Source organism: Geobacillus sp. 47C-IIb, assembly GCF_014679705.1.
In the GTDB taxonomy this organism is placed as follows: domain Bacteria; phylum Bacillota; class Bacilli; order Bacillales; family Anoxybacillaceae; genus Geobacillus; species Geobacillus thermodenitrificans.
Window position 1 is genome coordinate 1507479 of record NZ_CP061473.1, and the last position, 23655, is coordinate 1531133.

Annotated in this window: 19 protein-coding genes and 1 pseudogene; 3 read left to right on the forward strand and 17 right to left on the reverse strand. The window is 49.4% G+C overall.

Annotated features, from left to right (window positions below; translation table 11 throughout):
- Positions 1 to 2: 2 nt before the first annotated feature.
- The 14 genes from flgK to IC804_RS07840 all read right to left on the reverse strand — a co-directional run bounded on the left by flgK (position 3) and on the right by IC804_RS07840 (position 14550).
- Positions 3 to 1589 carry a flagellar hook-associated protein FlgK gene (flgK, locus tag IC804_RS07775; protein ID WP_008880347.1) on the reverse strand — a complete coding sequence of 529 codons (1587 nt, stop codon included), beginning with the start codon at positions 1587 to 1589 and terminating at the stop codon, positions 3 to 5.
- Positions 1590 to 1600: 11 nt separating this feature from the next.
- Complete coding sequence (locus IC804_RS07780) at positions 1601 to 2068, reverse strand: flagellar protein FlgN (RefSeq protein WP_008880348.1); 468 nt, start codon at positions 2066 to 2068, stop codon at positions 1601 to 1603.
- Positions 2069 to 2083: 15 nt separating this feature from the next.
- Positions 2084 to 2350: a flagellar biosynthesis anti-sigma factor FlgM gene (flgM, locus tag IC804_RS07785; RefSeq protein WP_008880349.1), complete on the reverse strand. Its 267-nt coding sequence runs from the start codon at positions 2348 to 2350 to the stop codon at positions 2084 to 2086.
- Between the two features lie 71 nt (positions 2351 to 2421).
- A complete protein-coding gene (locus IC804_RS07790; RefSeq protein ID WP_011888210.1) occupies positions 2422 to 2844 on the reverse strand; it encodes a TIGR03826 family flagellar region protein in 423 nt (140 codons plus the stop codon).
- A gap of 32 nt (positions 2845 to 2876) precedes the next feature.
- Positions 2877 to 3314 carry a YaaR family protein gene (locus IC804_RS07795; protein ID WP_081157390.1) on the reverse strand — a complete coding sequence of 146 codons (438 nt, stop codon included), beginning with the start codon at positions 3312 to 3314 and terminating at the stop codon, positions 2877 to 2879.
- Positions 3315 to 3398: 84 nt separating this feature from the next.
- Positions 3399 to 4226, reverse strand: a complete 828-nt coding sequence (locus IC804_RS07800) for a flagellin N-terminal helical domain-containing protein (protein ID WP_011888211.1) — start codon at positions 4224 to 4226, stop codon at positions 3399 to 3401.
- Between the two features lie 6 nt (positions 4227 to 4232).
- Positions 4233 to 4670 (reverse strand): flagellar export chaperone FliS, encoded by a 438-nt coding sequence (gene fliS, locus IC804_RS07805; protein ID WP_041264909.1) that lies wholly within the window; start codon positions 4668 to 4670, stop codon positions 4233 to 4235.
- Between the two features lie 58 nt (positions 4671 to 4728).
- Entirely contained in the window at positions 4729 to 5025 is a 297-nt protein-coding gene (locus IC804_RS07810; RefSeq protein WP_081157403.1) for an EscU/YscU/HrcU family type III secretion system export apparatus switch protein, read from the reverse strand.
- The gene (locus IC804_RS18530) at positions 5022 to 8432 is read right to left on the reverse strand and encodes a hypothetical protein (protein ID WP_223812914.1); all 3411 of its coding nucleotides are present in this window, start codon (positions 8430 to 8432) and stop codon (positions 5022 to 5024) included. Before IC804_RS18530 ends, IC804_RS07810 begins: the two co-directional genes overlap by 4 nt.
- A 92-nt stretch (positions 8433 to 8524) precedes the next feature.
- On the reverse strand, positions 8525 to 9217 hold the full coding sequence (locus IC804_RS07820; protein WP_008880356.1) for a ComF family protein: 693 nt from the start codon (positions 9215 to 9217) through the stop codon (positions 8525 to 8527).
- Entirely contained in the window at positions 9214 to 10590 is a 1377-nt protein-coding gene (locus tag IC804_RS07825; RefSeq protein WP_035499366.1) for an ATP-dependent helicase ComFA, read from the reverse strand. Before IC804_RS07825 ends, IC804_RS07820 begins: the two co-directional genes overlap by 4 nt.
- A 771-nt stretch (positions 10591 to 11361) precedes the next feature.
- The gene (locus IC804_RS07830) at positions 11362 to 12207 is read right to left on the reverse strand and encodes a DegV family protein (RefSeq protein WP_081157402.1); all 846 of its coding nucleotides are present in this window, start codon (positions 12205 to 12207) and stop codon (positions 11362 to 11364) included.
- A 484-nt stretch (positions 12208 to 12691) separates the two neighbouring features.
- On the reverse strand, positions 12692 to 13369 hold the full coding sequence (locus IC804_RS07835) for a response regulator (protein WP_008880359.1): 678 nt from the start codon (positions 13367 to 13369) through the stop codon (positions 12692 to 12694).
- Positions 13366 to 14550, reverse strand: coding sequence for a sensor histidine kinase (locus IC804_RS07840; RefSeq protein WP_011888219.1), 1185 nt, complete (start codon positions 14548 to 14550; stop codon positions 13366 to 13368). Before IC804_RS07840 ends, IC804_RS07835 begins: the two co-directional genes overlap by 4 nt.
- Before the next feature lie 225 nt (positions 14551 to 14775).
- On the opposite strand from IC804_RS07840, the gene IC804_RS07845 reads away from it, so the two are divergent.
- The 3 genes and pseudogenes from IC804_RS07845 to IC804_RS07855 all read left to right on the forward strand — a co-directional run bounded on the left by IC804_RS07845 (position 14776) and on the right by IC804_RS07855 (position 18390).
- Complete coding sequence (locus IC804_RS07845) at positions 14776 to 15420, forward strand: YigZ family protein (RefSeq protein ID WP_011888220.1); 645 nt, start codon at positions 14776 to 14778, stop codon at positions 15418 to 15420.
- Between the two features lie 30 nt (positions 15421 to 15450).
- Positions 15451 to 16458 (forward strand): LCP family protein, encoded by a 1008-nt coding sequence (locus tag IC804_RS07850; RefSeq protein ID WP_171355362.1) that lies wholly within the window; start codon positions 15451 to 15453, stop codon positions 16456 to 16458.
- Positions 16459 to 16732: 274 nt separating this feature from the next.
- Positions 16733 to 18390 (forward strand): annotated as a pseudogene (locus IC804_RS07855) (IS1634 family transposase).
- A gap of 382 nt (positions 18391 to 18772) precedes the next feature.
- On the opposite strand, the gene IC804_RS07860 reads toward IC804_RS07855, so the two are convergent.
- From IC804_RS07860 to secA2, 3 genes are all read right to left on the reverse strand, one after another.
- Complete coding sequence (locus tag IC804_RS07860) at positions 18773 to 19837, reverse strand: glycosyltransferase family 4 protein (RefSeq protein WP_011888222.1); 1065 nt, start codon at positions 19835 to 19837, stop codon at positions 18773 to 18775.
- A 547-nt stretch (positions 19838 to 20384) separates the two neighbouring features.
- On the reverse strand, positions 20385 to 21260 hold the full coding sequence (locus IC804_RS07865; RefSeq protein ID WP_011888223.1) for an accessory Sec system S-layer assembly protein: 876 nt from the start codon (positions 21258 to 21260) through the stop codon (positions 20385 to 20387).
- Positions 21261 to 21273: 13 nt separating this feature from the next.
- The gene (secA2, locus tag IC804_RS07870) at positions 21274 to 23640 is read right to left on the reverse strand and encodes an accessory Sec system translocase SecA2 (RefSeq protein WP_081157620.1); all 2367 of its coding nucleotides are present in this window, start codon (positions 23638 to 23640) and stop codon (positions 21274 to 21276) included.
- Positions 23641 to 23655 lie beyond the last annotated feature (15 nt).

Below are 23655 nucleotides of genomic sequence, written 5' to 3' on the forward strand. Positions count from 1 at the left end.
ACCTACCTTCCGACCACACCCATACCGTTGATAATTTTATCAAGCATCTCGTCAATCGCGGTAATTTGGCGCGCCGCAGCGTTATAAGCATGCTGGAATTTGATCATGTTCATCATCTCTTCATCAAGCGACACCGCGCTTACCGATTGTCGCCTTTCTTCCACCGACTGGCGCAACGTTTCGCTATTACTTTTCATCCGATTCGCCTGCTCGCCAGCGACGCCAAGCTGCCCAATCCAGCCTTGGTAGTTCGTTTCAATCGTGCCTGAGGTAAGCGGCAATCCGAGCGAGGCAAGATCCACCGAGATCCCATCTTGCAGCGAAACGGTTGTGTTGGATAAAAGCAAGCTGCGGACGTTGGCGAGATTGATGGCGTTGTTGCCGTTTCCTGACTCCTTGTCTCTCGTCGCCGCGGCGATGTTGTCCAAATCATCGATATCCGATGCAAGCGCAATTGTTTTTGCCGCACCGTTCACTTGGTCAAGTCCGGAAAAAAACGCAAGCCCCGTGTTTCCGTTCAATCCATAGCCTTGTTCGTGGACAGCGTTAAACAACGTGCCAAACGTATAAGCGAGTTTGTCCAAATTGGCGAGCATCTCCGGATATAGTCCTTCCACGTTCCCATTGACCCCGTTTTCGTAGTATCCATATCCTTCGATCAGCCCGCGCAACTTACCGTTCGGAAGAGTGGAAAACGACACGGCCGTTCCGCCAATGTCAAGTGCTCCAACGCCTGTATCAGGCGGCGTTTCCCTCACGCCATCGTCATCCACGTCACTGCCATCCGGGAAGGAAATAGACGAAGCAGTACGTCCTTGGACGAGATACACTTTTTCGTTGCCGTTGAGGATATATACATCGTACGTCCCTTCTGCCGCTGGCAAGGCGTTGCCACCAACGGGGTGTTTCTCGACTTGAATATCGATGAACTTCGAGAGCTCGTCAACCAACCGATCGCGCTCGTCATATAAGTCGTTCGGCAAATAGCCGTTCGGCTCGATTTCGGCGATTTGTGCGTTTAATTTGCTGATTTGGTCCAGAATAGAATTGATCTTCGTCACCGTCACCCCGATTTGCGTGCCGATGTCCGTACGGATTTGCGTCAGTGAATTCGATAAATAATGGAACGTCTCGACGACGGCAAGACCGCGCTGGCGGACGACAGAGCGCGCCCCTTCGTTTTCCGGGTGGGTGCTCAAGTCTTGGAGGGCTTGCCAAAACTGGTCCATCGTTTTCGCGAGTCCGCTGTCGGACGGTTCGTTCATAATGTCTTCCATTTTCGCCACCGCGTCGGCGCGTGCTTCCCAGTAGCCGAGCTTACTGTTTTCGCCGCGGTATTGGATGTCCAAAAAGTATTCACGCACCCGTTCGACCGATGCCGCCTCCACCCCTGTCCCCATTTGCCCCGGGATGTTCGGGCGATTGAGCCCAGGCGTTGGGAACGGCGTTGTCGCCTCGAGTTGAACACGCTGGCGTGTGTATCCTTCCGTATTGGCATTGGCAATATTATGTCCTGTCGTATACAACGCCGCTTGCTGGGCCATCATGGCGCGCCGAGCGGCTTCTAGTCCGTGGAATGTCGAGAGCATCGTTCTCCCCCTCACGCTTTCGATTCAAACAGCGGGCGGTCTGGCGATGGCGCGTACTCTTGTGTGCGGCTGTAAGTGGACGGGGTTGGGGCGAATGTCTCGCTCATGGCCGTAACGAACTGGAGCGACTGCTCAATGAGCTGGCGGTTTAACTCATTGGCCTCGGACAACGCGTTGACCGCCGCCCTCAGCCGATCTCCGCACTCGCGCAACTGTTGGCGCTCTTCCCCGTTCGCCATCGCTTGGCATGCGGCGATCGTCACCGTCTCGTCACCAAGCCTCTCCTTCAGCCAGCGCCGCCGCCGTTCTTCGAGTTGACGAATGGCAAAAAGATGCTTTTGTTCATCGGCAAGAAGTGCCGATAGTGCCTCAATGTCGTTTTTCTTCAACACTTCCGTTTTCCGCCGCGCTAGCACTAACAAGCTTTCATGCAGCTCGGCATGTGTCCGCAATAGATGAATGAGTTCGGCAAATGTCATCACGAACCGCTTCCTTTATCGGTGATTTCGGTAATAGTCGATCATCCGTTTCGCGACCGCCTTCGGGTCGACCGTATACGTACCGTTTTCGATTTGTTGACGTAGCTCATCAAGTTTCGCCTGCCGCGCCTGTTCCCAGCTTGCCGCTTCTTGCAGCTCCTTCGCTTCTTTCGAAATTTCCACTTGGTCTCCAGACGCCTTCCTTGCCGCTAACCGCTCGGTTTTGGTCAGTTGGCGTTGATACGGATTGACGTTCATCGGACCAATATGGTGGATTTTCATCGCGTTCACCTCGCTTGACCGGCGCTGTTCATATCGTGCTATCGTTTATATCGGAACGTTGGTGAAAATGTTTAGTTCTTTTTATTTTTATCTTCTTGTTCTTGAATGTAATAAGTGATGTAGCGCGAACGGGCATTCTGGTCTTTTCTCTCCTCCATTTGGCGTAAATCTTTCTGCAGCTTGCCTAAACAGTTGGCGCACAGCCGTCCCTCACGAATCATCGTCCCGCACGATTCGCAAGGATAGGTCAGATTCGGGAAGCGAACGAGCTGCAGCCGTCCTTCGCGAATCCATTTCGTAATGAGCTTTTCTGCCACTCCTGTCGCCTCGACGATTTGCGCCATCGTTGCCGTTCGGTTTTCCCGTTTGCGCAAAAACGTGTAGACACGTTCGAACTGTCGTTCTTCCTCTTGATAACATGATTCACAAACGTCACGAGTCGACATTCTAACAAACAACCGCCCGCACTTGGTGCAGTTCGCTAATTCCGCCACCGTTTTCCCCTCCCGATTGCCCAATCAAACGGTTACGTATAAATATTAATAATGAGCCCTTGAATCTCGCCGACAAGCCGTAGAATGTCCAACCCTTTTTGTTCTTTTTTCAACACTTCGTTCGTTAATTCAATCAGCTTTTGGTCAACCTCTTTAACAAGTTTATAGATGCGTGCCCGTCCGCCACGGCTGAATCCGCGCTGTTCTTCCAGCTGGAGGCCGTTTTTCACGGCGTCATCCAAAAAGGAGCGAACGAGCTGCTTATATTTGTGCAAATCTTCAACCGTCCGCGATTCAGCAAGCTTTTTCCCTTGTTCTTCGATTTGTCGGGCTTGCTCGTTGATCCGCTCCCATAGGACATCCCGGCGCGTCTTCGCCATCACCTCAGTAAATGACACCGATTCCATCGCCGTGTTGTCCCTGCGGCTGACGTTCGCTATACTAGCTCGAGTCACTTTTTGCACTTCCATTGCCTTTCACCTCTTGTTATGACCATTATCGCACAATCATAGCAAAAGGGCGAGGCGTTATGGCCCCGCCCACTGCGGACTCAATTAGCTTTTTAGCAGCTGCAAAATCCCTTGCGGCAGCTGGTTCGATTGCGCGAGCATCGCCTGCGCCGCTTGCGTCAAAATGTTGTTTTTCGTAAACTCCGCCATCTCCATCGCCATATCCGTATCACGGATGCGGGATTCGGCAGAAGTTAAGTTTTCATTTGCAGTTGTTAAGTTGTTAATTGTGTGCTCGAGGCGGTTTTGATAGGCACCCATTTTAGAACGAGATTTGGATACAGAGATAATGGCCTCGTCCAATGTGCTGATCGCCGTTTGAGCATTGTCAACTGTTGTGATATCTAAAGAGCTGATGCCGATCTCGTCTTCGCCAAGAGAGGTTTTCAACTGTTGTTTCCAGGACATGGTCAATGTTTGCCCATCATTTGCACCGAGCTGGATACTGATCGACTGATTAGCAGCAAGTATATTCATCTTATTAAATTGGGTTTCTTTACCAATGCGATCAATTTCCTCAATTAACTGTTGAAACTCACTGTCAAGAGCCTCGCGGTCCGTGTCTTGGTTTGTACCATTCGCCGCTTGCACGGCCAGTTCGCGCATCCGCTGCAAGATACTATGGACTTCGTTTAACGCACCCTCCGCCGTTTGGATCAATGAGATGGCATCCAACGCGTTGCGTTCTGCCATTTGCAGACCGCGGATTTGCGAGCGCATTTTTTCTGAAATGGCGAGTCCCGCTGCGTCATCGGCCGCACGGTTGATGCGCAAGCCCGACGAGAGGCGCTCTAAGTTTTTCGAAATGCTCGACTGGTTGGCCGCTAAGTTGCGATAGGCGTTCAGCGCTTGGATGTTATGGTTAATTCGCATGGACATTCACTCCTCTGGTCCTGATCTCTCATAAGCGATGAATTGTTCGTAGGCTGCAGCTTTTTGCTTGTGCACGGATTGCACTGGTGAAACACCACTTTTTAGCGCTTCGTTCCACGCTGTAGCAATCGTCGTCGCCAGTTGCAGCACTTCTTGGACAGCTGTAACATCTTTTTTCATATTGGCCTCAATGAGGCGCTCTGCCATATAGTTATAGATCGCATCCAACTGATGGGCGATGATGCCAGCGTCATAACGCAGCCCAGCACCGAGTCGACGAAGAATGTCGTTTCCTTTTTGCAGTTGTTTGTTCGCTTTCCAATGGTCTTTTTGCTTGATGGCCTCGATGGCCTCTTCCAAACATTCCATCAATCCTTCATATAACAACGCTGTCAGTTGCTGCGAGTTTTTCTGATAAATCCATTCTTCGGTTAAAAAGTCCAACGCCATGCTCCCTCCATTGACTCCCTACTATTTATATCGGTCGTCTACCAGCAAGTGTTTAATGGTTTTTCTCAATTTCTTCAATCAAAATCAATATTTCGGCAATGACCGCGTACAGCTGCGGCGGGATGCGATCCCCGAGATCAAGCTGCAACAAATGTTGCACGAGCAGTGGGTCTTCTTGAATATGGACGTGATGTTGCTTAGCGAGCTCAATAATCTTTTGCGCCACGTGTCCGCTTCCTTGGGCAACGACAGTCGGCGCTTGGCCGCTCGCTTCGTTGTAGCGAATGACCGCCGCCGTCGGGCCGTTCATGTGTCTTCGCTTTTTTTGGTTAAAATAGGCCGTCATCATATGGTCCAATCATACCCTCTTTCGGCAAATCGTCTATACGGACGAGCTGTTGGAACTGGTGAAGGTTGTTCGTCTTTCCGCTGAACCTCATTCGCCAGTTTCGTCACGTTCACCGCTGTAACTCGGTAGCCGATCTCTTCCAATTTCTCTTTCGCCATGTCGATGAATGGCTTCGCTTTTTCAGCAAAATCGTCACGATCGTTGCGAAGCGTAATCGATAAATTCCGTTCATTCGCATGAAGCAAAATGCCGAGATCCCCTAGCTTTCTCGTTTCTAGCAGAAAATACAACTGGCAGTTTTCCCAATCGATTTGTTCGCCATGTTGGCGGCCATTGACATAGACGTTGACGTTCTGAACTTCGTTTCGCCATAACAGTGGCAATGTGAAGAAAAAGCTTTGCCACCCCGCCGTGCCATCCCACTTGTTTAACAGCTGCTGTCCGGTCAAATTCGTTAACGCTTGCTCCGCTTGCCGCGCAACGGATTCATTTCCACTTTGCGCCAGCCGCAAAAGCACTTCCTTCATATTTTGCGATGCCGATTCTTCTTGGTTCCCCTTAAATACGAGCCATTCAGCGGCTTCATACTCATGCGTCAAGCCTAGACGACGAATCGTATCAAACACGTGCCGCGCCGATGGACCATCCGCTGGCGGTTGCATTACTTGGTTCATTTGTTCCAGAAACACTTTGGATGAATCGGCTGTTGTTTCACCTTGCATCATCACAAAATGTTTCACCTTCGCCTCGGACGGTTTGAACACAAGATTCGCTAACATGTTCTTCACTTCATTCACGATGTTCCGTGCTCCAACTGCATCACCTTGGCGAAGCCGTTTTTTCGCCTCAGCGAGCGTGGAGCTGGCTTTCATCAAGTGTTTTTCCGTCGCCATATCGGTAAACAGCATGATGTCGCTTTTTAAAATGGCATTGTCCAATTGTTTGATCGCCATTTCCAACATCGATGTAGCTTGTAAGCGGGTGGCGGGGCTTTTGTTTTCCGTCAACTGCGCTACCGTCTCTAACTGGCGCATTACATCGCGCTTCACGTTTTTGAAATCAAGCACGGCTTGCGCCATTTTTTTCGTGACCGTTTGCACGAGAAACTGTTTCGATTCAAGCGACAAGGACGCTTGCCATGCCCCGTCAAATAGGCTGTCAACATCCAACGAGCGCTCGGTTGACGTGGATGGGATCGACGTTTCAATCTCATTTAACGTTTTCAATACTGTCTGCCGCGCGGCGAGCTCCCGTCCTTTTTCCATCAGCTTTCGCGCACTGGCAAGCGAATCAGCCCATGCTTGTTCCCAGTGAGGATGAGTGCGGAATGCTTCCGCGATATCCGTTCCAACGGCATCCAACGCTTTTTCCAAATGCGGCTCTTGTTGTAGCGATTTGATCGCTCGACGAATGGCTTCATGCAGTTGTTCGATCGGTCGCTCGATATTCGCCGCATCATCTACCGCTTCATTTGGGCTGTTCGCCAGAGAGGCGGCATGCCGCAATCCGCCTCCGATAGCGTCGATATCACCCGATTGCTCCAACAATGGAGCGGGGAAACGCCGTGAAGTTCCTTCCTGTCCTGCCCCCTCTGTCATCTCCAATGAAACCGATATATGGTCAACCGCTGTCATCTTGAATGGCGCTTTCGTCTCATTAACAGGAGACGGCGGTTGGAAAACCGACGATCGTCCATTAGCTGCTATCGACTCGATTTGATCCAGTTGACGGACAAGATGAGCCCTCGCCGCTGCATGTTGGCCAGATCGTTGCAACCACATTGTTTCTTTTAACACCGTTTCTATTTTTTGACGGATATCCCCTGGCAACTCGCTGTGTTCAGCGAGCAGCTTTTGAACCTGGGACAGCGTATTCGACAAATTTGGTGTACGAACAGCTTCCGTTCGGATGGCCTGAATTTGCTTCATTAACCCTGGCGACGGTCGGAAGACATCATTCACGGCTCGGACGGTCGTTTCCAAAGCGCGAACGGCTTGTTCCGCCTTCACTAGCGACTCATTTAACCGCATTCGCGCTTCACTTTCCCGCCCTTGCCGTTGTAATTGAACAACTTCACGCAACGCACGATCCACTTGTTCCGCCACATTCCGATCTACATTCGGTGCGTGAACGACTTGTTGGTGGACATACTCCACTGCTTTCGATAAGTTCGGCTCACGAGCAATTTGTTCGCGCACTTGTTGGAGACGGGCAGATGTTTCGGTGGTTGGCGCTTTTTCCGGTTGAACCGCGTGTTCCATGTCTTCAAGCGCCTGCACCAAAGTGCGGCGTGCCAGAACCTCTTGCCCGTTAGCTTTTCGCCATTGAGTTTCCTTTACGGCAATCGCCGCTTTCTCTCGTACCTCTGTTGGAACGTCGATGTTCTCTACCAGTTGTTTTTGAACTTGTTCCAAGGCCTTCGATAACTCTGGTGCTTTCGCCACCTGTGTTCGGACTTCCCGAATTTGTTCCACCAAATCCTGCGATGCTTGGAGACGGTTATCTCTCAGCTGGCGGCCTGCTTCTGAAACACGTGCAACTTGTTCCGCCTTCACCAATGCCTCATTCAACCGCACCCGCGCTTCGCTTTCCCACCCTTGCCTCTGCAGTTGAACGACCTCACGCAACGCGCGATCCACTTGTTTCGCCGTATTCCGATCTACATTCGGTGCGTGAACGACTTGTTGGCGGACATACTCCACTGCTTTCGATAAGTTCGGCTCACGAGCAATTTGTTCGCGCACTTGTTGGAGGAGGTCGGCTGCTTCGTTGATTGGTGCCTTTTCCGTCCGGCCTCCTTGACGCTCTAATCCAACGGTCAGGTTTTGCGTCGTCTCTTTCGCCGCTCCTTGTTCTTCTCGTTTGGTTAACATAAAGGAAGGATCGAGGTTGTTAGCAATCTCGGCTAATTGTTCTCCTAACGGTTTTCCATGCAGTGCCTCATGAACAGTGACAAGGTGAGTACCCGTCAGTTCCAGTTTTTTATTGATGACAGCGCGAACGGTTTCTAACTTCTGCTCTACGGTGCCTGGAGCTTCGGTGAAAAACGTTTGTAAGGTGGAAACAGTCTCTTTCGTGAGCGATTGTCCGTGTTTTTGCAGCCAAGCTCCGACTTGCCTCAGTTCCGTAGTTAATGGTTCAGAGGCAGAAGAACGAGTCACTTGTTCATTTGCCTCTGGTTGCGGGCGGGAAACGATTCGCGCCACAGGCACCCTATCTTGTTCACCGACGATCTGGATCATCACACGCCCTTCGTGCGGCCACTTCCCTTCTGCCCGAACCCGCACATCCGTTCCTTTGAGATGGACGACCGCTTCGCTGCCTTTTTTCTCCTTGATCACCGCATCATACGTTTCACCTTTTTGCAGCACAACTGGCTGGTCAGATGCTATCATCGCTTGTTTCATAACAATGCTACGAATTTCCATATCCGTTCACTCTCCGCTCGATCGGTTGCTACTGTTTATATCGGCATCCAACAAGCGAATGTTTAGCCTGCTCACGCCCTCACTAGCGTCAGTGATCCCACTTCAGTCGCCCCAGCTTCACGTAAAACGCGGGCCGCGTGGCGAACGGTGATGCCGGTTGTGTAAATATCATCGATGAGGACGATTCGTTTCCCTGTGAGCGGTGGGCAGTCGGTGAGGAAAAATGGATTGTCCGTCTCCAGTCGCTCGCGGCGCGATTTTTTCGATTGTTTTTCGGAATGTTTGCGGGCAAGCCAAGGAAAGGACGGAAATGGAAGCAGGCGGGCGAGCGCTTCTGCTTGGTTGAAACCTCGTTCGTACAGACGCTCGGGGCTTAGCGGAATCGGCACGATGTGCCACTCGCGCCCGAACGATTGACGAAACGCGTGGACAAACGGGCGGCGAAACGCATCGACAATGGCGTAATCGCCACGAAATTTCCATAAGGTAACGACTTCTTTCATCCAGTCGTTGTATACGTACACAGAGCGATTTTTGACAAGCACCCCACCCCACTGCTCATCTTCTTGCCAGTGGAGACAGTCAGCACATGGAGAAGGCGACGCCTCGTCGAGCGGACGGCCGCACATCTCGCAAAGACGGCCGTCAATGAGCGCAAACGAACCGCGGCAACGCGGGCAAAGGACATCAACGTCTTCGAGAAAAAGAAGTTGGCGCCAGCTGGCGATCGGGTTGTACGAGGAATGGCAAAGAAGACAATTCATCGATGCAATAGCCCCCTTTTCTGCGCTGTATCGTTCATGCGGACAATGTGGCGGTGCGCCCGTACCATCTCGGTTGTTTTCCCATGGTGGAAAAAGCGGACGTCCCCATCGGGAAATGCGGCGCTTCTCCCGACGCGGCCCGCAATTTGGACGAGGGCGCTTTCCGTAAAAATTCGGTCTTCCGCGCCAAGGACGGCGACATCGATGTTGGGCACGGTCACACCTCGTTCAAGGATCGTCGTTGTGACCAACAGCGGTACGCTCCCATCGCGAAATGCCTGCACATATTCAGCGCGGGCGGGGGCTTCAGCGTGAACACCAACGATGCGAGCGTCCACCCGCTGCAACAGGCGAGTGACCGCTTCCAATTCATCGATGTGTGGGACGAACAAAAACGCTTGCTTTCTTTGTTCCAAACGACGAAGAACCCAAGCGAGGACGTTTTCGGGCAAACGGCCGCGCTCGAGCCGTTTGCGCCAGTTTCCGCACCATTCGAACGATGGGACAGGAAGTGGATGGCCGTGGTAGCGGGCGGGGATGACAGCGGCTTGCCGCTTGCCGCGCTGAACGTCAAGTTGCCAAGCTCGGGATGGGGTGGCGGTTAAATAAATGAGGCTCGATTGTTCTTTCCGTGTCTGACTGACAGCATATTCCAGCATCGGTTCAACCGAATACGGAAATGCATCGACTTCATCGATGATCATGACATCAAACACACGATACGCACGCAACAGTTGGTGGGTAGTGGAAAGAACGAGCGGGGCGATCTGCCCGCGCTCCTCGCTTCCTCCGTACCAAACGGCGAGCGGAACGCGAGGAAACGCTTGGCGAAAGCGGGGAGCGAGCTCGCGGACGACATCAATTCTTGGCGTGGCGAGGCAGACACGCCAACCTTCCTTCAATGCGGCGGCGATGGCGGGAAACAAAATCTCCGTTTTTCCCGCCCCGCATACAGCCCAAACAAGCAGCTCCCTCCTGTTGAGAACTGCCTGTTTGACCTCCATAGCCGCCTCCTCCTGAGCGGCGGATAGCGTTCCGTTCCAAGCGAGCGGCGCTGCATATCGTTCTGACGGAAGCGACATCGTCACATGTACCAAGCGGGTGCAAGAACTGATGCGACCCATCATCAAACATTTGCGACAATAACAACAATTCGTCCCACAGCGAGCGCACGGAAATGAAGCGAACCATGACCGTTCATCATTTCCACAGCGCACACAGCGCCAACCACGGGGTGTTTTGATCAAACCTGACTGTTCATGAAGCGAACCAACACGCAAGGCGGTCTCAATATCGGCATGGGAAAATGGGAGTTGTTCTCGCGGAATCCGCTGACCGTATAGCGATGCTATAAGCGGTGAAGAAACAGACAATCATGATCCCCCCTTTTTCATTCGACATATGGGTAGTATTCTTGCAGCAATTAGCTTTTTTCGACAAAATTCCCGGGGAAATATTGACAATGTTTTTAAGGAATGAAAACGGCTCGACAAATTGTGTCATCCAAAGTGAAGAAACATGCGGATCACGATGGAGAGCTTGCTACACACTCCTAGAAAGTCAGTGGCTTCATAAGTCACGGTGTTTGTATAGGAGATGTTTGAAATGAAAAAAACATAACACACGGCTTTCTTCGAGTTTGCGTTCTTGAAACAAACAGGCGGTTTTCGTCAGTATTCTAGAGGAACAGTGATTGATTAGAATCAAGAAATTTCTTGAATGGAAAACGGCCACAAACTTTAACCTTTGCTTCCGTCCAAACCGCTGCTCGATGGGAACATGAAGGTTTTTCACTAGCCCTCGAAAAAGGATTTCATCCGACATGCGGCACAAAAAACATTTTCCAATAAGAACATCTTGATCGCTGGAACGTTCAGCCATCGTCGATGATAGACAGAGCGATTTTCGTCGCTCTTCTAAATGGGGAAACTTCGATCATTAGAAGAAAAGAGAAGCTGGGGTGGTGGGTTTTCAATTTGAGAAGCACTGCTATAACCATTCATCCCTCTCTAAAGTCCGTAAAAACAGCAATGCTTCACTAAAGCACAAGGCGGTGCGAGGTGGAACCATCACTGAACAGCACCGCCTTGCCTTTGACATTGACTAACAAATGCTTGCAGCCGAATTCCGCTAGCCTGTGACCTTTACGGTTGGTACCACGTCAGCCCGAGTGCCCCTTCGCCAACATGGGTGGCGATGACGGGGCCGAAATAGCTGATGAAAAACTCGACGTGCGGATAACGAGCGGACAGTTCATCGCGCCAGCGACCCGCTTCATCCAGCTGATTGGCGTGGATGACGGCGGCTTTCAGCGGTACGCCTTTTTCCGCGTCTTCGGCGAACAGTTCTTCGATGCGTTTCACCGCTTTTTTGCGTGTGCGGATTTTTTCAAACGGCACGATCACTTTGTTTTCAAAGCGAAGGAGTGGCTTGATTTGCAACAGGCCGCCGATGAACGCCTGCGCTCCAGTCAGCCGCCCACCCCGCTGTAAGTGAGCTAAGTCATCGACCATAAAATAGGCGCGCAACGTTTGCTTGATTTCGTCTAAGCGGGCGATGATCTCCTCTGGGGTGCGACCTGCTTGCGCCATTTCCGCTGCTTCCATGGCATAAAACCCTTGCGCCATGCAGCTGATTTCCGAATCGTACGCCAAAACGCGCAAGCCGTCGACCATCGTCCCCGCCGTAACCGCCCCTTGATACGTGCCGCTAATGCCGCTTGATAAGTGAATGCTGATGACAGCATCATATCCTTCCTCGCGAAGGGCAGTGAACAAGTCGACAAACTCGCCGACTGCTGGTTGGGACGTCGTCGGCAAGGTCGGGTGTTGCTTCATTTTCGCGAAAAATTCATCTGTAGTCATGTCAATTTCTTCGCGATACGTTTCCTCCCCAAAGATGACGCTGAGCGGAATTAAGCGAATGCCGAGCCTCTCGCGCACCTCTTTTGGAAGATAAGCCGTACTATCCGTGACAATTGCCGTTTTCACTGACGCCATCCTTCCTGATTCAATGTTTGCCTCCATTATACCAAAACGGTGGGCCGCCCACCACTAACAAGCGAAATGTATAACATCACGACAGAATGGGCATCATAAAGCTGACGTCCGCGAATCACTCAAAGCGTGGTGATTGAAGCAAAAACAAAGCGCCAAAAGGCGCTTCTCTAATAGATAAACGTTTCAGCTCTCCAAAACCATTGGAAGAAACCACAATTTTCACGGCGTTCTAGAAGGTTAGCGACAAACAGCGATATTTTCCGAATTAGGCGCTCTCGTGTCAAGAGAAACTTATAAAATTTCTCCAATGGAGAATTCTCATGATGAATCGGCATTGTCCGCTACATCGTCACCCTTCTAGATGCTTGTCGAGCCCGTGAGCGGATGAAAGATGAACCATCGCCGCAGCGGATGCTAGCCACTATTGACGTCAAAGCAGTTTCACCTGTCATCCAGTAAGGGGGAAGACCTACGATCAGCGCACTTCGACCCAACCGTTTTTGATCGCCACTACGACCGCTTGTGTTCGGTCATTGACGTTCAATTTTTGTAAGATGCTGCTGACATGGTTTTTTACCGTTTTCTCGCTAATGTAGAGCGTTTCACCAATCGCGCGGTTGCTTTTACCGTCCGCCAACAGCTGAAGTACTTCACATTCACGCCGTGTCAATAAATGAAGCGGACGGCGCACTTCTTGTTGGACCATTACATTGCTATTTGTTTCCGTTGTCAGACGGCGGTATTCACGGATCAAATTGTGCGTCACTTTCGGATGCAAGTATGAGCCGCCTTCAGCGACAATTCTCACTGCTTCAATGAGCGTGTCGGCATCCATTTCTTTAAGCAAATACCCGGTTGCCCCCGTTTGCAAGGCGCGCATGACATAGTTTTCATCATCATGGATCGATAAGACGACAACTTTCGTATCAGGATACGTCTCAATCAGCTGTTTTGTCGCCTCAACCCCGTTCGTGTCTGGCATGTTAATATCCATCAACACCAAATCTGGGCGATGCTCTTCAACGATCGAAAGAGCTTCGCGTCCATCGCTCCCTTCGGCCACGACTTCAAAATCACCATCAAACTCTAAAATACGTTTGATACCTTCACGGAACAGTTGGTGGTCATCAATAATGGCAATGCGTGTTGTCATGATTTCCTCTCCTCCTTGTTTGCTGTTTCTAGGACTGAACGGTCAATCGGGACACGGATGAACACAATGGTACCGCCGCCGATTGTTGAGCGGATCGTCAACGTGCCTCCAAGCAGCTCGACCCGCTCCCGCATCCCGATCAAACCGAATGCATTTTCTTTTTTGACAGATGGGTCGAACCCTTTGCCATTGTCTTTCACACTGACAAGCAACTCACGGCATGTCACTTCCATTTTGACATCAATTTGACTCGCTTCAGCGTGTTTTAGGGCGTTTTGCACTGACTCTTGGACAAGCCGAAATACCGCCACCTCCATCCGAGACGGCAATCGAGTCTCCTCACCCATATGTACAAAGGAAATATGGACTCCCTTATTATATTCTTCGGTCGTTTGTAGGTATTTTTTAAGTGTTGGAACTAATCCTAAATCATCAAGCGCCATCGGCCGTAAGTCATAAATAATGCGTCGCACCTCGGATAAGGCGGAGCGTACCATTTTGCGAAAATCGCGAATTTCGGCAATCGCTGCTTCAGTCCCTCGGTCTTTCATCACTTTTTCAACGAGATCCGACCGAAGGAGCACATGGGCAAGGAGCTGCGCTGGACCGTCATGGATTTCCCGCGACAACCGACGCCGTTCTTCTTCTTGTGCTTCAATGATTTTGAGACCGAATTCTTGTTTTTGTTTCGCCCCTTCAATGATCTCGCTTACTTGGCGGAAATCGCTGTTTAAATAGTTGAGCACAACCGTAATTTGACCGACCAAATGATCGGAGCGCTCGATGATTTGTATCAGGCTGGCCAGCCGCCGCTCAAGCTCATCGCGGCGCAGGCGCAGCTGCTTCTCCTGCTCGCGCACCATCGCCAGCTTCATGTGCAGCTCATGTGCAACTTCATACGCCTCGCGAATATCTTGTTCCGAGTGGGACGAAAAGTGTTGGCTCACTTCCGACAAGCGGCGGCGCGCCTGACGCGCTTTGACTTCAAGCTGATCGACCTCTTCGATCACTCTTACAGTCAACCACTTCACTTCCTCCAACTCGCGCAACAAACAGTCTTGCTCTTGGCGTGACTGCTCGCCGATACGAAAAATTTCGTCTTTGCTATGTTGAACGGTGTCGATCATTTTTTCGACAATTTTATCTAAATACTTCTCATCCCAACGTTTTTCCCCTGCCATCTGCCAACCTCCAGCAGCGCTGCCAAGCAGTATGCATGAGCGCCAACAAAATTTATTTGAAGGAAAAAAGTTGTCGATTTATAATAGTAAAAGCATACCCTATCTATCATTTTTTATCTTTAGTTTACCATAGTTAAGGCAAACTGCTAGCCGTTTATGCAAAAAAAAATAAACATAAACAAAAATAAATTGTTTTCACGTTTTTTATAGTCGAGGTGTGTTGTTTTGTTACAAAAATATTACACCGTCAAAGGATATGGTGAGCAGGAAATTGTGATCGAAAAATCGCGGTTTATTTGCTACATCAACCGCGCTGAGACGGAAGAGGAAGCTGTCGCTTTCATTCAACAAATCAAAAAGAAACATTGGGATGCGACGCACAACTGCTCAGCCTATTTGATCGGCGAGCATGATCAAATCCAAAAGGCAAACGATGACGGCGAACCGAGCGGCACCGCGGGCGTGCCGATGCTTGAAGTGCTGAAAAAAAAGGGGTTGAAAGACACCGTCGCGGTCGTCACCCGCTACTTCGGCGGCATTAAACTCGGTGCGGGCGGATTGGTGCGCGCTTATGGACGTGCTGTCACCGAAGGGCTGAATGCTGCAGGCATCGTCGAGCGCCGTCTCATGCGCATCATGCACGTGACAATTGACTACACATGGATTGGAAAAGTCGAAAATGAATTACGCTCTTCCGTATATACTATAAAAGACATCCATTATGCCGACCGGGTCACATTTGACGTTCTCGTCCCTGAGGACGGTCAGCTTCCATTCGCTGAATGGATGACCGAATTGACAAACGGAAGAGCAGAGATTCGAGTTGGGGAAATGGAGTACGTTGAAATGGATCTTCCTTCTGACAAGTAAGAACGAAAACGAGTGAAAAGGAGCTTTTCCATGATGACCGACAAACGAAAACTTCATCGAAAGAAAATGAAGAGAAAAAAGCGGAGACGGCGCCTCATGTTCGGGTGTTTATTGCTGTTTCTAGTATTGGCCGCCAGCGGCCTCGGCTATGCTTCCTTTTTAATGCATAAAATGAAAACAGCCATGAATGAAGCATACGAGGAGATTGGCGCAAAGAAAAATACAGGCGACCATCTTGACCCGAAAAAGGATAGCTTCACCGTTTTGTTTATTGGCATTGATGATAGCAAAACGCGCAACTTCAAGAGCGATACGCGTTCTGACGCTTTAATTTTAGCCGCTTTTAATGCTGACACGCAATTAGTGAAAATGGTGAGCATTCCGCGCGATTCGTACGTATATATTCCTTGTGAAGATAAGTACGATAAAATTACTCACGCTCATGCTTACGGAGGGACAAAATGCACAATTGAATCCATCGAGCGTTTATTTGACATCCCGATTGATTATTACGTCAAGATGAACTTTTACGCCTTTATCGATGTTGTCGATGCGCTAGGCGGCATTGAAGTGGAAGTACCATATAACATTCGGGAAAAAGATGCCGAAGACAATCGGAACGCCATTGTCCTCAAAAAAGGATACCAACATTTAAACGGCGAGGAAGCGTTAGCATTGGCGAGAACCCGCAAAAAAGATAACGATATTGAACGAGGCAAGCGGCAGCAGCAAATTTTGCAGGCCATCTTGAAAAAAGCGAGCCATGCCGGTTCCATTTCGAAATATGATGATGTTATTGAAGCGATCGGAAGCAATATGAAAACAAACTTTACCTTCGATGACATCAAAGCATTAATTTACTATGTATCAACCGGCAACCCACTCCAAACCGAATCACTTGTCTTACAGGGAACCGATGACAATGAAGGGGTTTACTACTATCGACTGGACGAGGAATCAGTACAACAAATATCCGATGCCCTTCGCTCCCAGTTGCATGCATCAGCCGGAACACAACTAGAGAAAGAGAGGAATTAAAAAACACAGAAGGTGTCCCGAAAGTAGCGGGACACCTATTCCATTACCGTCCACCCTTTAGAGGGAACCATCGAACAACATCAGCTTCTCCCCACTTAACGGCTCTCGAATGCGACGAAGGGTAAGATTCATCCCCCTTCAATTTAGCAAATATACCCATATAGTTGGATTTACCTCACATTTCGCACCCTCTCGACGAAAATCGGGAGGATTTTTTCGTTCCGATGTCGAATGAATCCTTGACACACAAGGAACGTAAAGGAGTTTTTCTCTTATGAACGTTCAAGTCAAAAAGGTCTATCGCAATTCTTATTTGAATATAATAAGTGCCCTATTCAAGAAACTGGGTCTGCCTCAATTGATTGACCATCTCGTGCCCGTCGATCCGCAGTGCCAAACGCGAGTCAGCGATGCCGTTCAGGCCATCCTCTACAATGTGTTTGACGGCCGGCAAGCCCTTGTTCACTTGGAACATTGGGCTCAGGAGGTCGATTGTGAGAAACTCATCCGTCCCGATCTCCATCCTTCCTGGTTGAACGACGATGCGTTGGCCCGTCATCTCGATCGCCTGTATGAGGCTGGCATTCACAACGTCATCAGCACTTGCTTGATTCATATTTATCGAAAAGAAGGCCTTTCCCTCCGAGCCTTCCACGCCGATACGACGGACAAGACCGTTTACGGCGCGTATGAATCGGCCTCGTTAGAGGCCTTACAAATCACACATGGCTACAACCGCCATCATCGTTGGCAAAAACAGATCGGTTTCGGACTGGTCGGCAACGAGGACGGCATCCCGTTTTACGGCGATGTGCACGATGGCAACCTGCCCGATAAAACATGGAATCCCGAGGTGCTGTCTCGTGTCCATGAACAGCTGAAGCAGGCCAAAATCGAAGACGAATGGATTTACGTGGCCGATTCCGCCGCGATGACGAAAGAGACCCTGGCGCAAACCAAAGCGGCCAACGCCTTTTTGATCACCAGAGGCCCTTCGTCGCTCCGGATCGTGAAAACCGCGCTGGCCGAAGCGGATGCTGAGGACACGACGTGGAGCGATCCCTTTACGTTGGCGGAGAGAAACGGCGCCACGTACCGGGTATGGGAAACGGCCTCGACGTATGAAGGCCACCCCGTTCGGCTGATCGTTGTTGAATCGAGCGCGCTCGACCAGCGAAAAGGAAAGACGCTTGAAAAAGAACGAACCAAAGAAGCGGAGCTTCTTCGCGAGAACAAGCCCGTTGGGAGCGTCACCCCTTCTCCTGCCGGGAAGATGCCGAACAAGCCTTGGCGTCCCTCAAGGCGTCCCTTCGCCCCCGGTTTCATCGGGTTGAGGCCGCGGTCGAAGAGATCGTACGCCTGAAAAAACGGCGCGGACGGCCGAAAAAAGGGGCGGAACCCGAGGTGGAGACGCTGTATTTCTTGCACCTTGACGTCGAATTCGACCAAGACGCGTGGGAACAGGCGAGACGGAAAGCGTCCCGGTTTGTCCTTGTCACGACCGTTCCGAAGGAATGGAAGGGCCAACCCATGGATGCCCAAGAGATCTTGAAGCTGTATAAAGGGCAGATCTCGGTGGAAATGAACTTCGCTTTTTTGAAAGATCCGTTTTTCACGGATGAGATTTACGTCAAAAAACCAGAACGGGTCGCAGTATTAGGCTATTTGTTTCTGTTGGCCTTGGCTATTTACCGCGTTTTTCAGCGCCGAGTGCGTCAGTTTATTACTCCAGAACACCCGTTGAAGGGTCCTGGAGGCCGCAAGCTGACCCGGCCGACGGGACAGGCGATTTTTCAGCTGTTTCAATATGTGAACGTCGTCCTGTTCAAGCTGCCGGATGGGCGCATCCAACGCTCACTGGATCGCTCCCTTACCCCTGATCAGCGAAGGATTCTGCAGGGATTGGGCATGGATGAGAGCATCTACGTGTAACGTGATACGGAACGACCAGCGATGGTAAAAAAAGGGATTGCCATCGCTCGTTGTGTTGGTCAAAAAGTTATTCTGAAAAACTAAATAAAAAATCCTTTGTTTTGACCTTGTTAGGGTGCGAAATGTGAGATTTACCATTAAATCACCATTTTTTTGAGAAGCGGTGAAAACACCGAAGACCTTCTCCATCCATCATGGTTAAGTTGAATGCCCCCTCATCTGCACTCACGCCGAGAAATGGGGGATCTTCTCGGTTCAAGATAATAAACAAAGCAGCGGCATTCATTAAGATTCTCTATGTTAGGAAAGGACTATAGCTAAGTCGATTTTCGGCTTCCCCGTGTGCATAAAAATAGCTGTCCCGCCTCTCGGGACAGCTTGTTTATTTCATCTTTCCGTTCACATAACGAATACCTTGGACAATTCGTAAAATCGGTCGATAATTATGACCAACTAAGCCAATTTTTTCTGCCATTACCTCCAGCGCCAGCACCACGACTGTCAAAATAATGAGTGATACCCAAGCGGCAGCTTTGGATAAAATGACAGCGATCAACCCAAATAAGGCACTCACGCCGTAGATAATGAGCACGGTTTGGCGGTGACTGTATCCGAGTCGAAGCAGGCAATGGTGCAAATGCGATTTGTCCGGCGCGGATAGCGGCTGCCGCTTTACCAAGCGACGAATGATCGCGAAAAACGTGTCAGAAATCGGCACTCCTAAAATGATTACCGGGATAATGAAGGAAATGGCCGTTACGTTTTTAAACCCTAACAACGACAGCACGGAGATCATATACCCTAAAAAGAGTGCCCCCGTATCACCCATAAAAATTTTGGCTGGGTGGAAATTATAAACTAAAAACCCTAAGATGCTGCCAATTAGAATGATGCTCATACCAGCGACAAACAAATCACCTTTTAAAAATGCCATCCAAGAAATTGTAATCAATGCGATGGCAGAGACACCAGCTGCTAAGCCATCCAAGCCGTCGATTAAGTTGATGGCGTTCGTAATGCCGACGATCCAAAGGATCGTGAGCGGAATGCTGAACACACCAAAATGCAACTGCGAACCAAACGGCAAGTTAATGTACTCGACTTGAATTCCACCAAACACGACCACGACAAACGCGGCTAACAGCTGGCCGGCCAGCTTGACTTTCGGGGAGAGTTCGATTAAATCGTCAAGCATACCGGTAATAATAATGATAGCACTCCCTAACAAAATGTGCATTTCCACAGCGTTGTCTGGATCCAAAACCAGCACACCGACCATAAAGGCAATATATATGGCTAATCCGCCCAAACGCGGCATAATTTTTTGATGCACTTTCCGTTGATTTGGCCGATCAGTGGCGCCGACAATAAACGCCAATTTTTTGACCAGCGGTGTAATGGTCACGGAGGCTAAGAAGCAAAGCAATAAGGTCAAAAAGTAACCCATAAAAAATCCTCCTTAATCTTTATCATAACCATTCATTTCATTTTCTTGTCCATCGATTTTTTCATTGTTTGCCAATATGTTGGGCTACCGACAACAAATCATTTGCATAAAAACGGCGAACAAAGAAAATACTATAAAAAATAGAGTCGTACCATTGAGGATTATATCATAGACAACAAAACTATTAAATATTTAATTTTCAATAGTTGAACGACTTTGCCTTTATAATCATTCGCAAAAACGTATGAAAAGCGGGGCGTTAATTTACATTTTTTAGTATGAAATGAATGGATATAGAGGATAATTCATGCATTTTGTATAATATTTTTACATTTTAGCTTGTCTGCTACGCCGGTTATGGTACAATAAATAATGAGGACCGTCCTCCGTTTTGCATGAGTATAACCGAAGGAGCGATGGGCGGGTTGAGGCCGGGGAAGGTATCTGCTTGCTGATGCGGGTATCTTCCTTTTTCCAATAAAAAGAACGTTCTGTTGCCTGACAGAACGTTCTTTTTGTTACATCTATATAGCTGATGAGTGGCAAATCACGATTGGATGACGCTGAGTTTCCAACGGCTGAAATCCGGCTCTGCTTTTTGAACAAGCGATGGAGGAAAAATGAATGTCCACGGTTTGCTCGTGTTTGCTTTGATCTCTAGGCGATCCAATTTAAAGCCTCCCCGAGCAACGATGTCTCCTGTTGCATCTTCCACTTGAAGCGGCAGCTGCTCAAGATAAATCGTTTTGTCACTGCCGTTACGAATCAGTACGGTCACACGCAACTCCCCATCGTTCATCGCAGCTTGGAGGCCAAAAACGTTCACTTCGCCACTTTTGGGCGCTCCTAACTCTTCGACAATGCGCCGCAGCTTCTCCTTTTCTTCTTCTGGCAGCGTTTCTTCCCAACTCTTCTCCAACTCAAGCCGATGTTTCGGCTTCAGTTCAAACGCTAACTTCCAACCTTCACTCGGGATCTCATCCGTCCGCAACGTCTCATAGCCGAATATAAAGCGCCACGGACGGCTCGTTTTGGGTGGAAGGTTCCCGAGTTCCTCCAAATCAAACTCTTTTCGAGCCAAAATGCCCCCGTCTTCCCGAAGCAATAATAAAGGAACACGGCCGATTTGAATCGATTTCGGCAAGCTATGGCGCACAAACGCCGATACGACTACTCCATCCACGTCTTTTGACAAACTGATGCCCGACAACGAAATTTGATTGGGCTTTAATGGTGGCAGTTCATTGTTTAAAAAACGAAGCACGTATTGCTCTTCGAGCGGCACGTTCCAAGATGGATGAAGTGACAACTCAGGGTGTACGTCTTCCGTGTTCGTTACTTCCCCTGCTTCTCCCATGATTTCCTGAGCCGCTACGGCTGTATCGCCGCCGCTTTTTTTCTTTTTCTTAAAAAATGGAAACAAAAAACATTCCCCCTTATGATTGGCCTTCTTCCTGTTCTAACGATTGAAGCAATCGCGCCGTATGAACACTGATCTCTTTTTCGATCACTTCATACATTGCTTTAAACATCTCAAATCCTTCTTTTTGATATAAACGAATAGGGTCTTCTTGTTGATAATGGCGCAACCCAATTCCCTCTTTTAACAGTGCCATCTGATCTAAATGGCGCATCCAATAATCATCAATGACGGTCAACATGACACTTTTCAATAACGTTTGCAGCTGGGTGTGTGCTTTTTTCTTCTCGAGCAGCGCTACGTATGACTCGACCGCTTCTGCCACTTTTCGTTTTACATCCTCCAAATCGGCCGGTGGTTGATCAAATGTGATCGGCGTTCGGTATACGATCCGGTTCAACTCTTCCGTCATACGTCTGACATCCCATTCCTCAGGGATTTGTTCCGACAATGCGTATGCATCCACAATACGGTCACAGGCCGAGCGGATCATTGGAACGACAAGCGCCACGCGATCATTTTCCTCAAGCACCCGATCACGGATTTGATAAATGACGTTGCGCTGTTCGTTCATGACATCATCGAGCTTTAAGTTATACTCTCTAACGGAAAAGTTCATCCCTTCCACGATTCGCTGCACTTTATCGACGAACTCATGGATGTCATTGTTTAAAATGCATCCTGTTTCATCGGTTTTCAGCTTCGCCTTTAACTTTTCCGTTTCCTCTGCCGCAAAGCGCCGGAACATGTCATCCTCAAGAGAAATGAAAAACTGGCTTGACCCAGGGTCCCCTTGGCGACCGGCCCGCCCTTTCAACTGATTGTCAATCCGTCGGCTTTCATGGCGCTCCGTGCCAAGGACATGGAGCCCGCCAAGCTCATTGACTCCTTCACCAAGCAAAATATCGGTCCCGCGGCCAGCAATGTTCGTCGCAATCGTCACCCTCCCCCGTTGCCCGGCTCTGGCGATCACTTCCGCTTCTTGTTCGACCGTCTTCGCATTAAGTAATTCGTATGGGACTTGTTCCTGATCTAAATACTTTGCCACTTCTTCCGACTGCAAAATCGACGTTGTCCCGATTAACACCGGTTGCCCGCTCTCATGGCGGCGCTTCACTTCTTTTGCGACAGCAACGTATTTATCGTGGCGCGTCATGTACACCCGGTCAGGCAAATCGACACGGATTTTTGGTCTGTTGGTCGGGATCGGAATGACATCGATCCCATAAATGCGTTGGAATTCTTTTTCTTCTGTTTTCGCTGTTCCTGTCATTCCGGATAAAATCGGGTACATACGGAAATAATTTTGAATGGTAATGGAAGCGTATGTTTTGTTCTCTTCCGTAATTTCAAGTCCCTCTTTTGCCTCAATCGCTTGATGAAGACCGTCGCTTAATGAGCGACCTTCCATTACACGCCCGGTAAATGCGTCAACGAGCAACACTTTTCCGTCGCGGATAATGTAATCCACATCACGTTGAAATAAAACGTGCGCCCGCAACGCTTGAATGACGTAGTGATATAAAACTTGGTGCTCCGCATCGTACAAGTTGTCAATGCCAAACGCCTTTTCTACTTTCTCAATGCCTTCATCTGTCAAGTTAACCGTTTTTGTCTCCCCGTCATATATGTAGTCGACCTCCCGCTCAAACCGCTTGACTAATCTCGCCGCGATATAATGAAGCTCAGTACTTGAACGAGTTTTGCCAGCAATAATGAGCGGTGTTTTTGCCTCATCAATTAACACGCTGTCAATTTCGTCGATGATCGCATAATGGTATGGCCGTTGCACTTTGTCCGAGGCATCGTACACCATATGATCGCGCAAATAGTCAAAACCAAACTCCGTGCCGATGCCGTATGTAATGTCGGCTTGATACGCTTGCTTTTTTTCCTGCGGTGACATTAGCGGCAAGTTGAGCCCGACTGTCAGGCCGAGAAATTCATGAATCTGGCCGATTAAATTCCGGTCGCGCTTAGCCAAATAGTCGTTCACCGTAATGACATGCACGCCTTTTCCTTCAAGAGCACGCAAATAGCTTGGAAGTGAAGCGACAAGCGTCTTCCCTTCCCCGGTGGCCATTTCTGCGATGTTTCCTTCTGCCAAAACGAGGCCACCGATCAACTGGACGTCAAAATGGCGCATTCCAAGCACCCGTTTCGCTACCTCACGAACAACCGCGAACGCTTCCACTTGAATATCATTCACTGACTTACCGGAAGCAAGTTGTTCTTTGAACTCATCTGTCTTTCTACGCAATTCGGCATCGGTCAGTTTTTCCATTTGTGGTTCCATACGGTTAATTTGTTCAACCACTCGCATATATTTTTTTAACTGCCGTTCATTTGTATACCCAATCGCTCTTTTCAAGAGTGAAAGCATCCGTATTTCGCTCCT

What these genes read in the sequence shown, in the direction of transcription:
- flgK (WP_008880347.1), bottom strand. Translation starts at nt 1,589, where the DNA reads ATGCTCTCGACATTCCACGGACTAGAAGCCGCTCGGCGCGCCATGATG.
- IC804_RS07780 (WP_008880348.1), bottom strand. Translation starts at nt 2,068, where the DNA reads ATGACATTTGCCGAACTCATTCATCTATTGCGGACACATGCCGAGCTG.
- flgM (WP_008880349.1), bottom strand. Translation starts at nt 2,350, where the DNA reads ATGAAAATCCACCATATTGGTCCGATGAACGTCAATCCGTATCAACGC.
- IC804_RS07795 (WP_081157390.1), bottom strand. Translation starts at nt 3,314, where the DNA reads ATGGAAGTGCAAAAAGTGACTCGAGCTAGTATAGCGAACGTCAGCCGC.
- IC804_RS07800 (WP_011888211.1), bottom strand. Translation starts at nt 4,226, where the DNA reads ATGCGAATTAACCATAACATCCAAGCGCTGAACGCCTATCGCAACTTA.
- IC804_RS07810 (WP_081157403.1), bottom strand. Translation starts at nt 5,025, where the DNA reads ATGATGACGGCCTATTTTAACCAAAAAAAGCGAAGACACATGAACGGC.
- IC804_RS18530 (WP_223812914.1), bottom strand. Translation starts at nt 8,432, where the DNA reads ATGAAACAAGCGATGATAGCATCTGACCAGCCAGTTGTGCTGCAAAAA.
- IC804_RS07820 (WP_008880356.1), bottom strand. Translation starts at nt 9,217, where the DNA reads ATGAATTGTCTTCTTTGCCATTCCTCGTACAACCCGATCGCCAGCTGG.
- IC804_RS07835 (WP_008880359.1), bottom strand. Translation starts at nt 13,369, where the DNA reads ATGACAACACGCATTGCCATTATTGATGACCACCAACTGTTCCGTGAA.
- IC804_RS07840 (WP_011888219.1), bottom strand. Translation starts at nt 14,550, where the DNA reads ATGGCAGGGGAAAAACGTTGGGATGAGAAGTATTTAGATAAAATTGTC.
- IC804_RS07850 (WP_171355362.1), top strand. Translation starts at nt 15,451, where the DNA reads ATGATGACCGACAAACGAAAACTTCATCGAAAGAAAATGAAGAGAAAA.
- IC804_RS07860 (WP_011888222.1), bottom strand. Translation starts at nt 19,837, where the DNA reads ATGGGTTACTTTTTGACCTTATTGCTTTGCTTCTTAGCCTCCGTGACC.
- secA2 (WP_081157620.1), bottom strand. Translation starts at nt 23,640, where the DNA reads ATGCTTTCACTCTTGAAAAGAGCGATTGGGTATACAAATGAACGGCAG.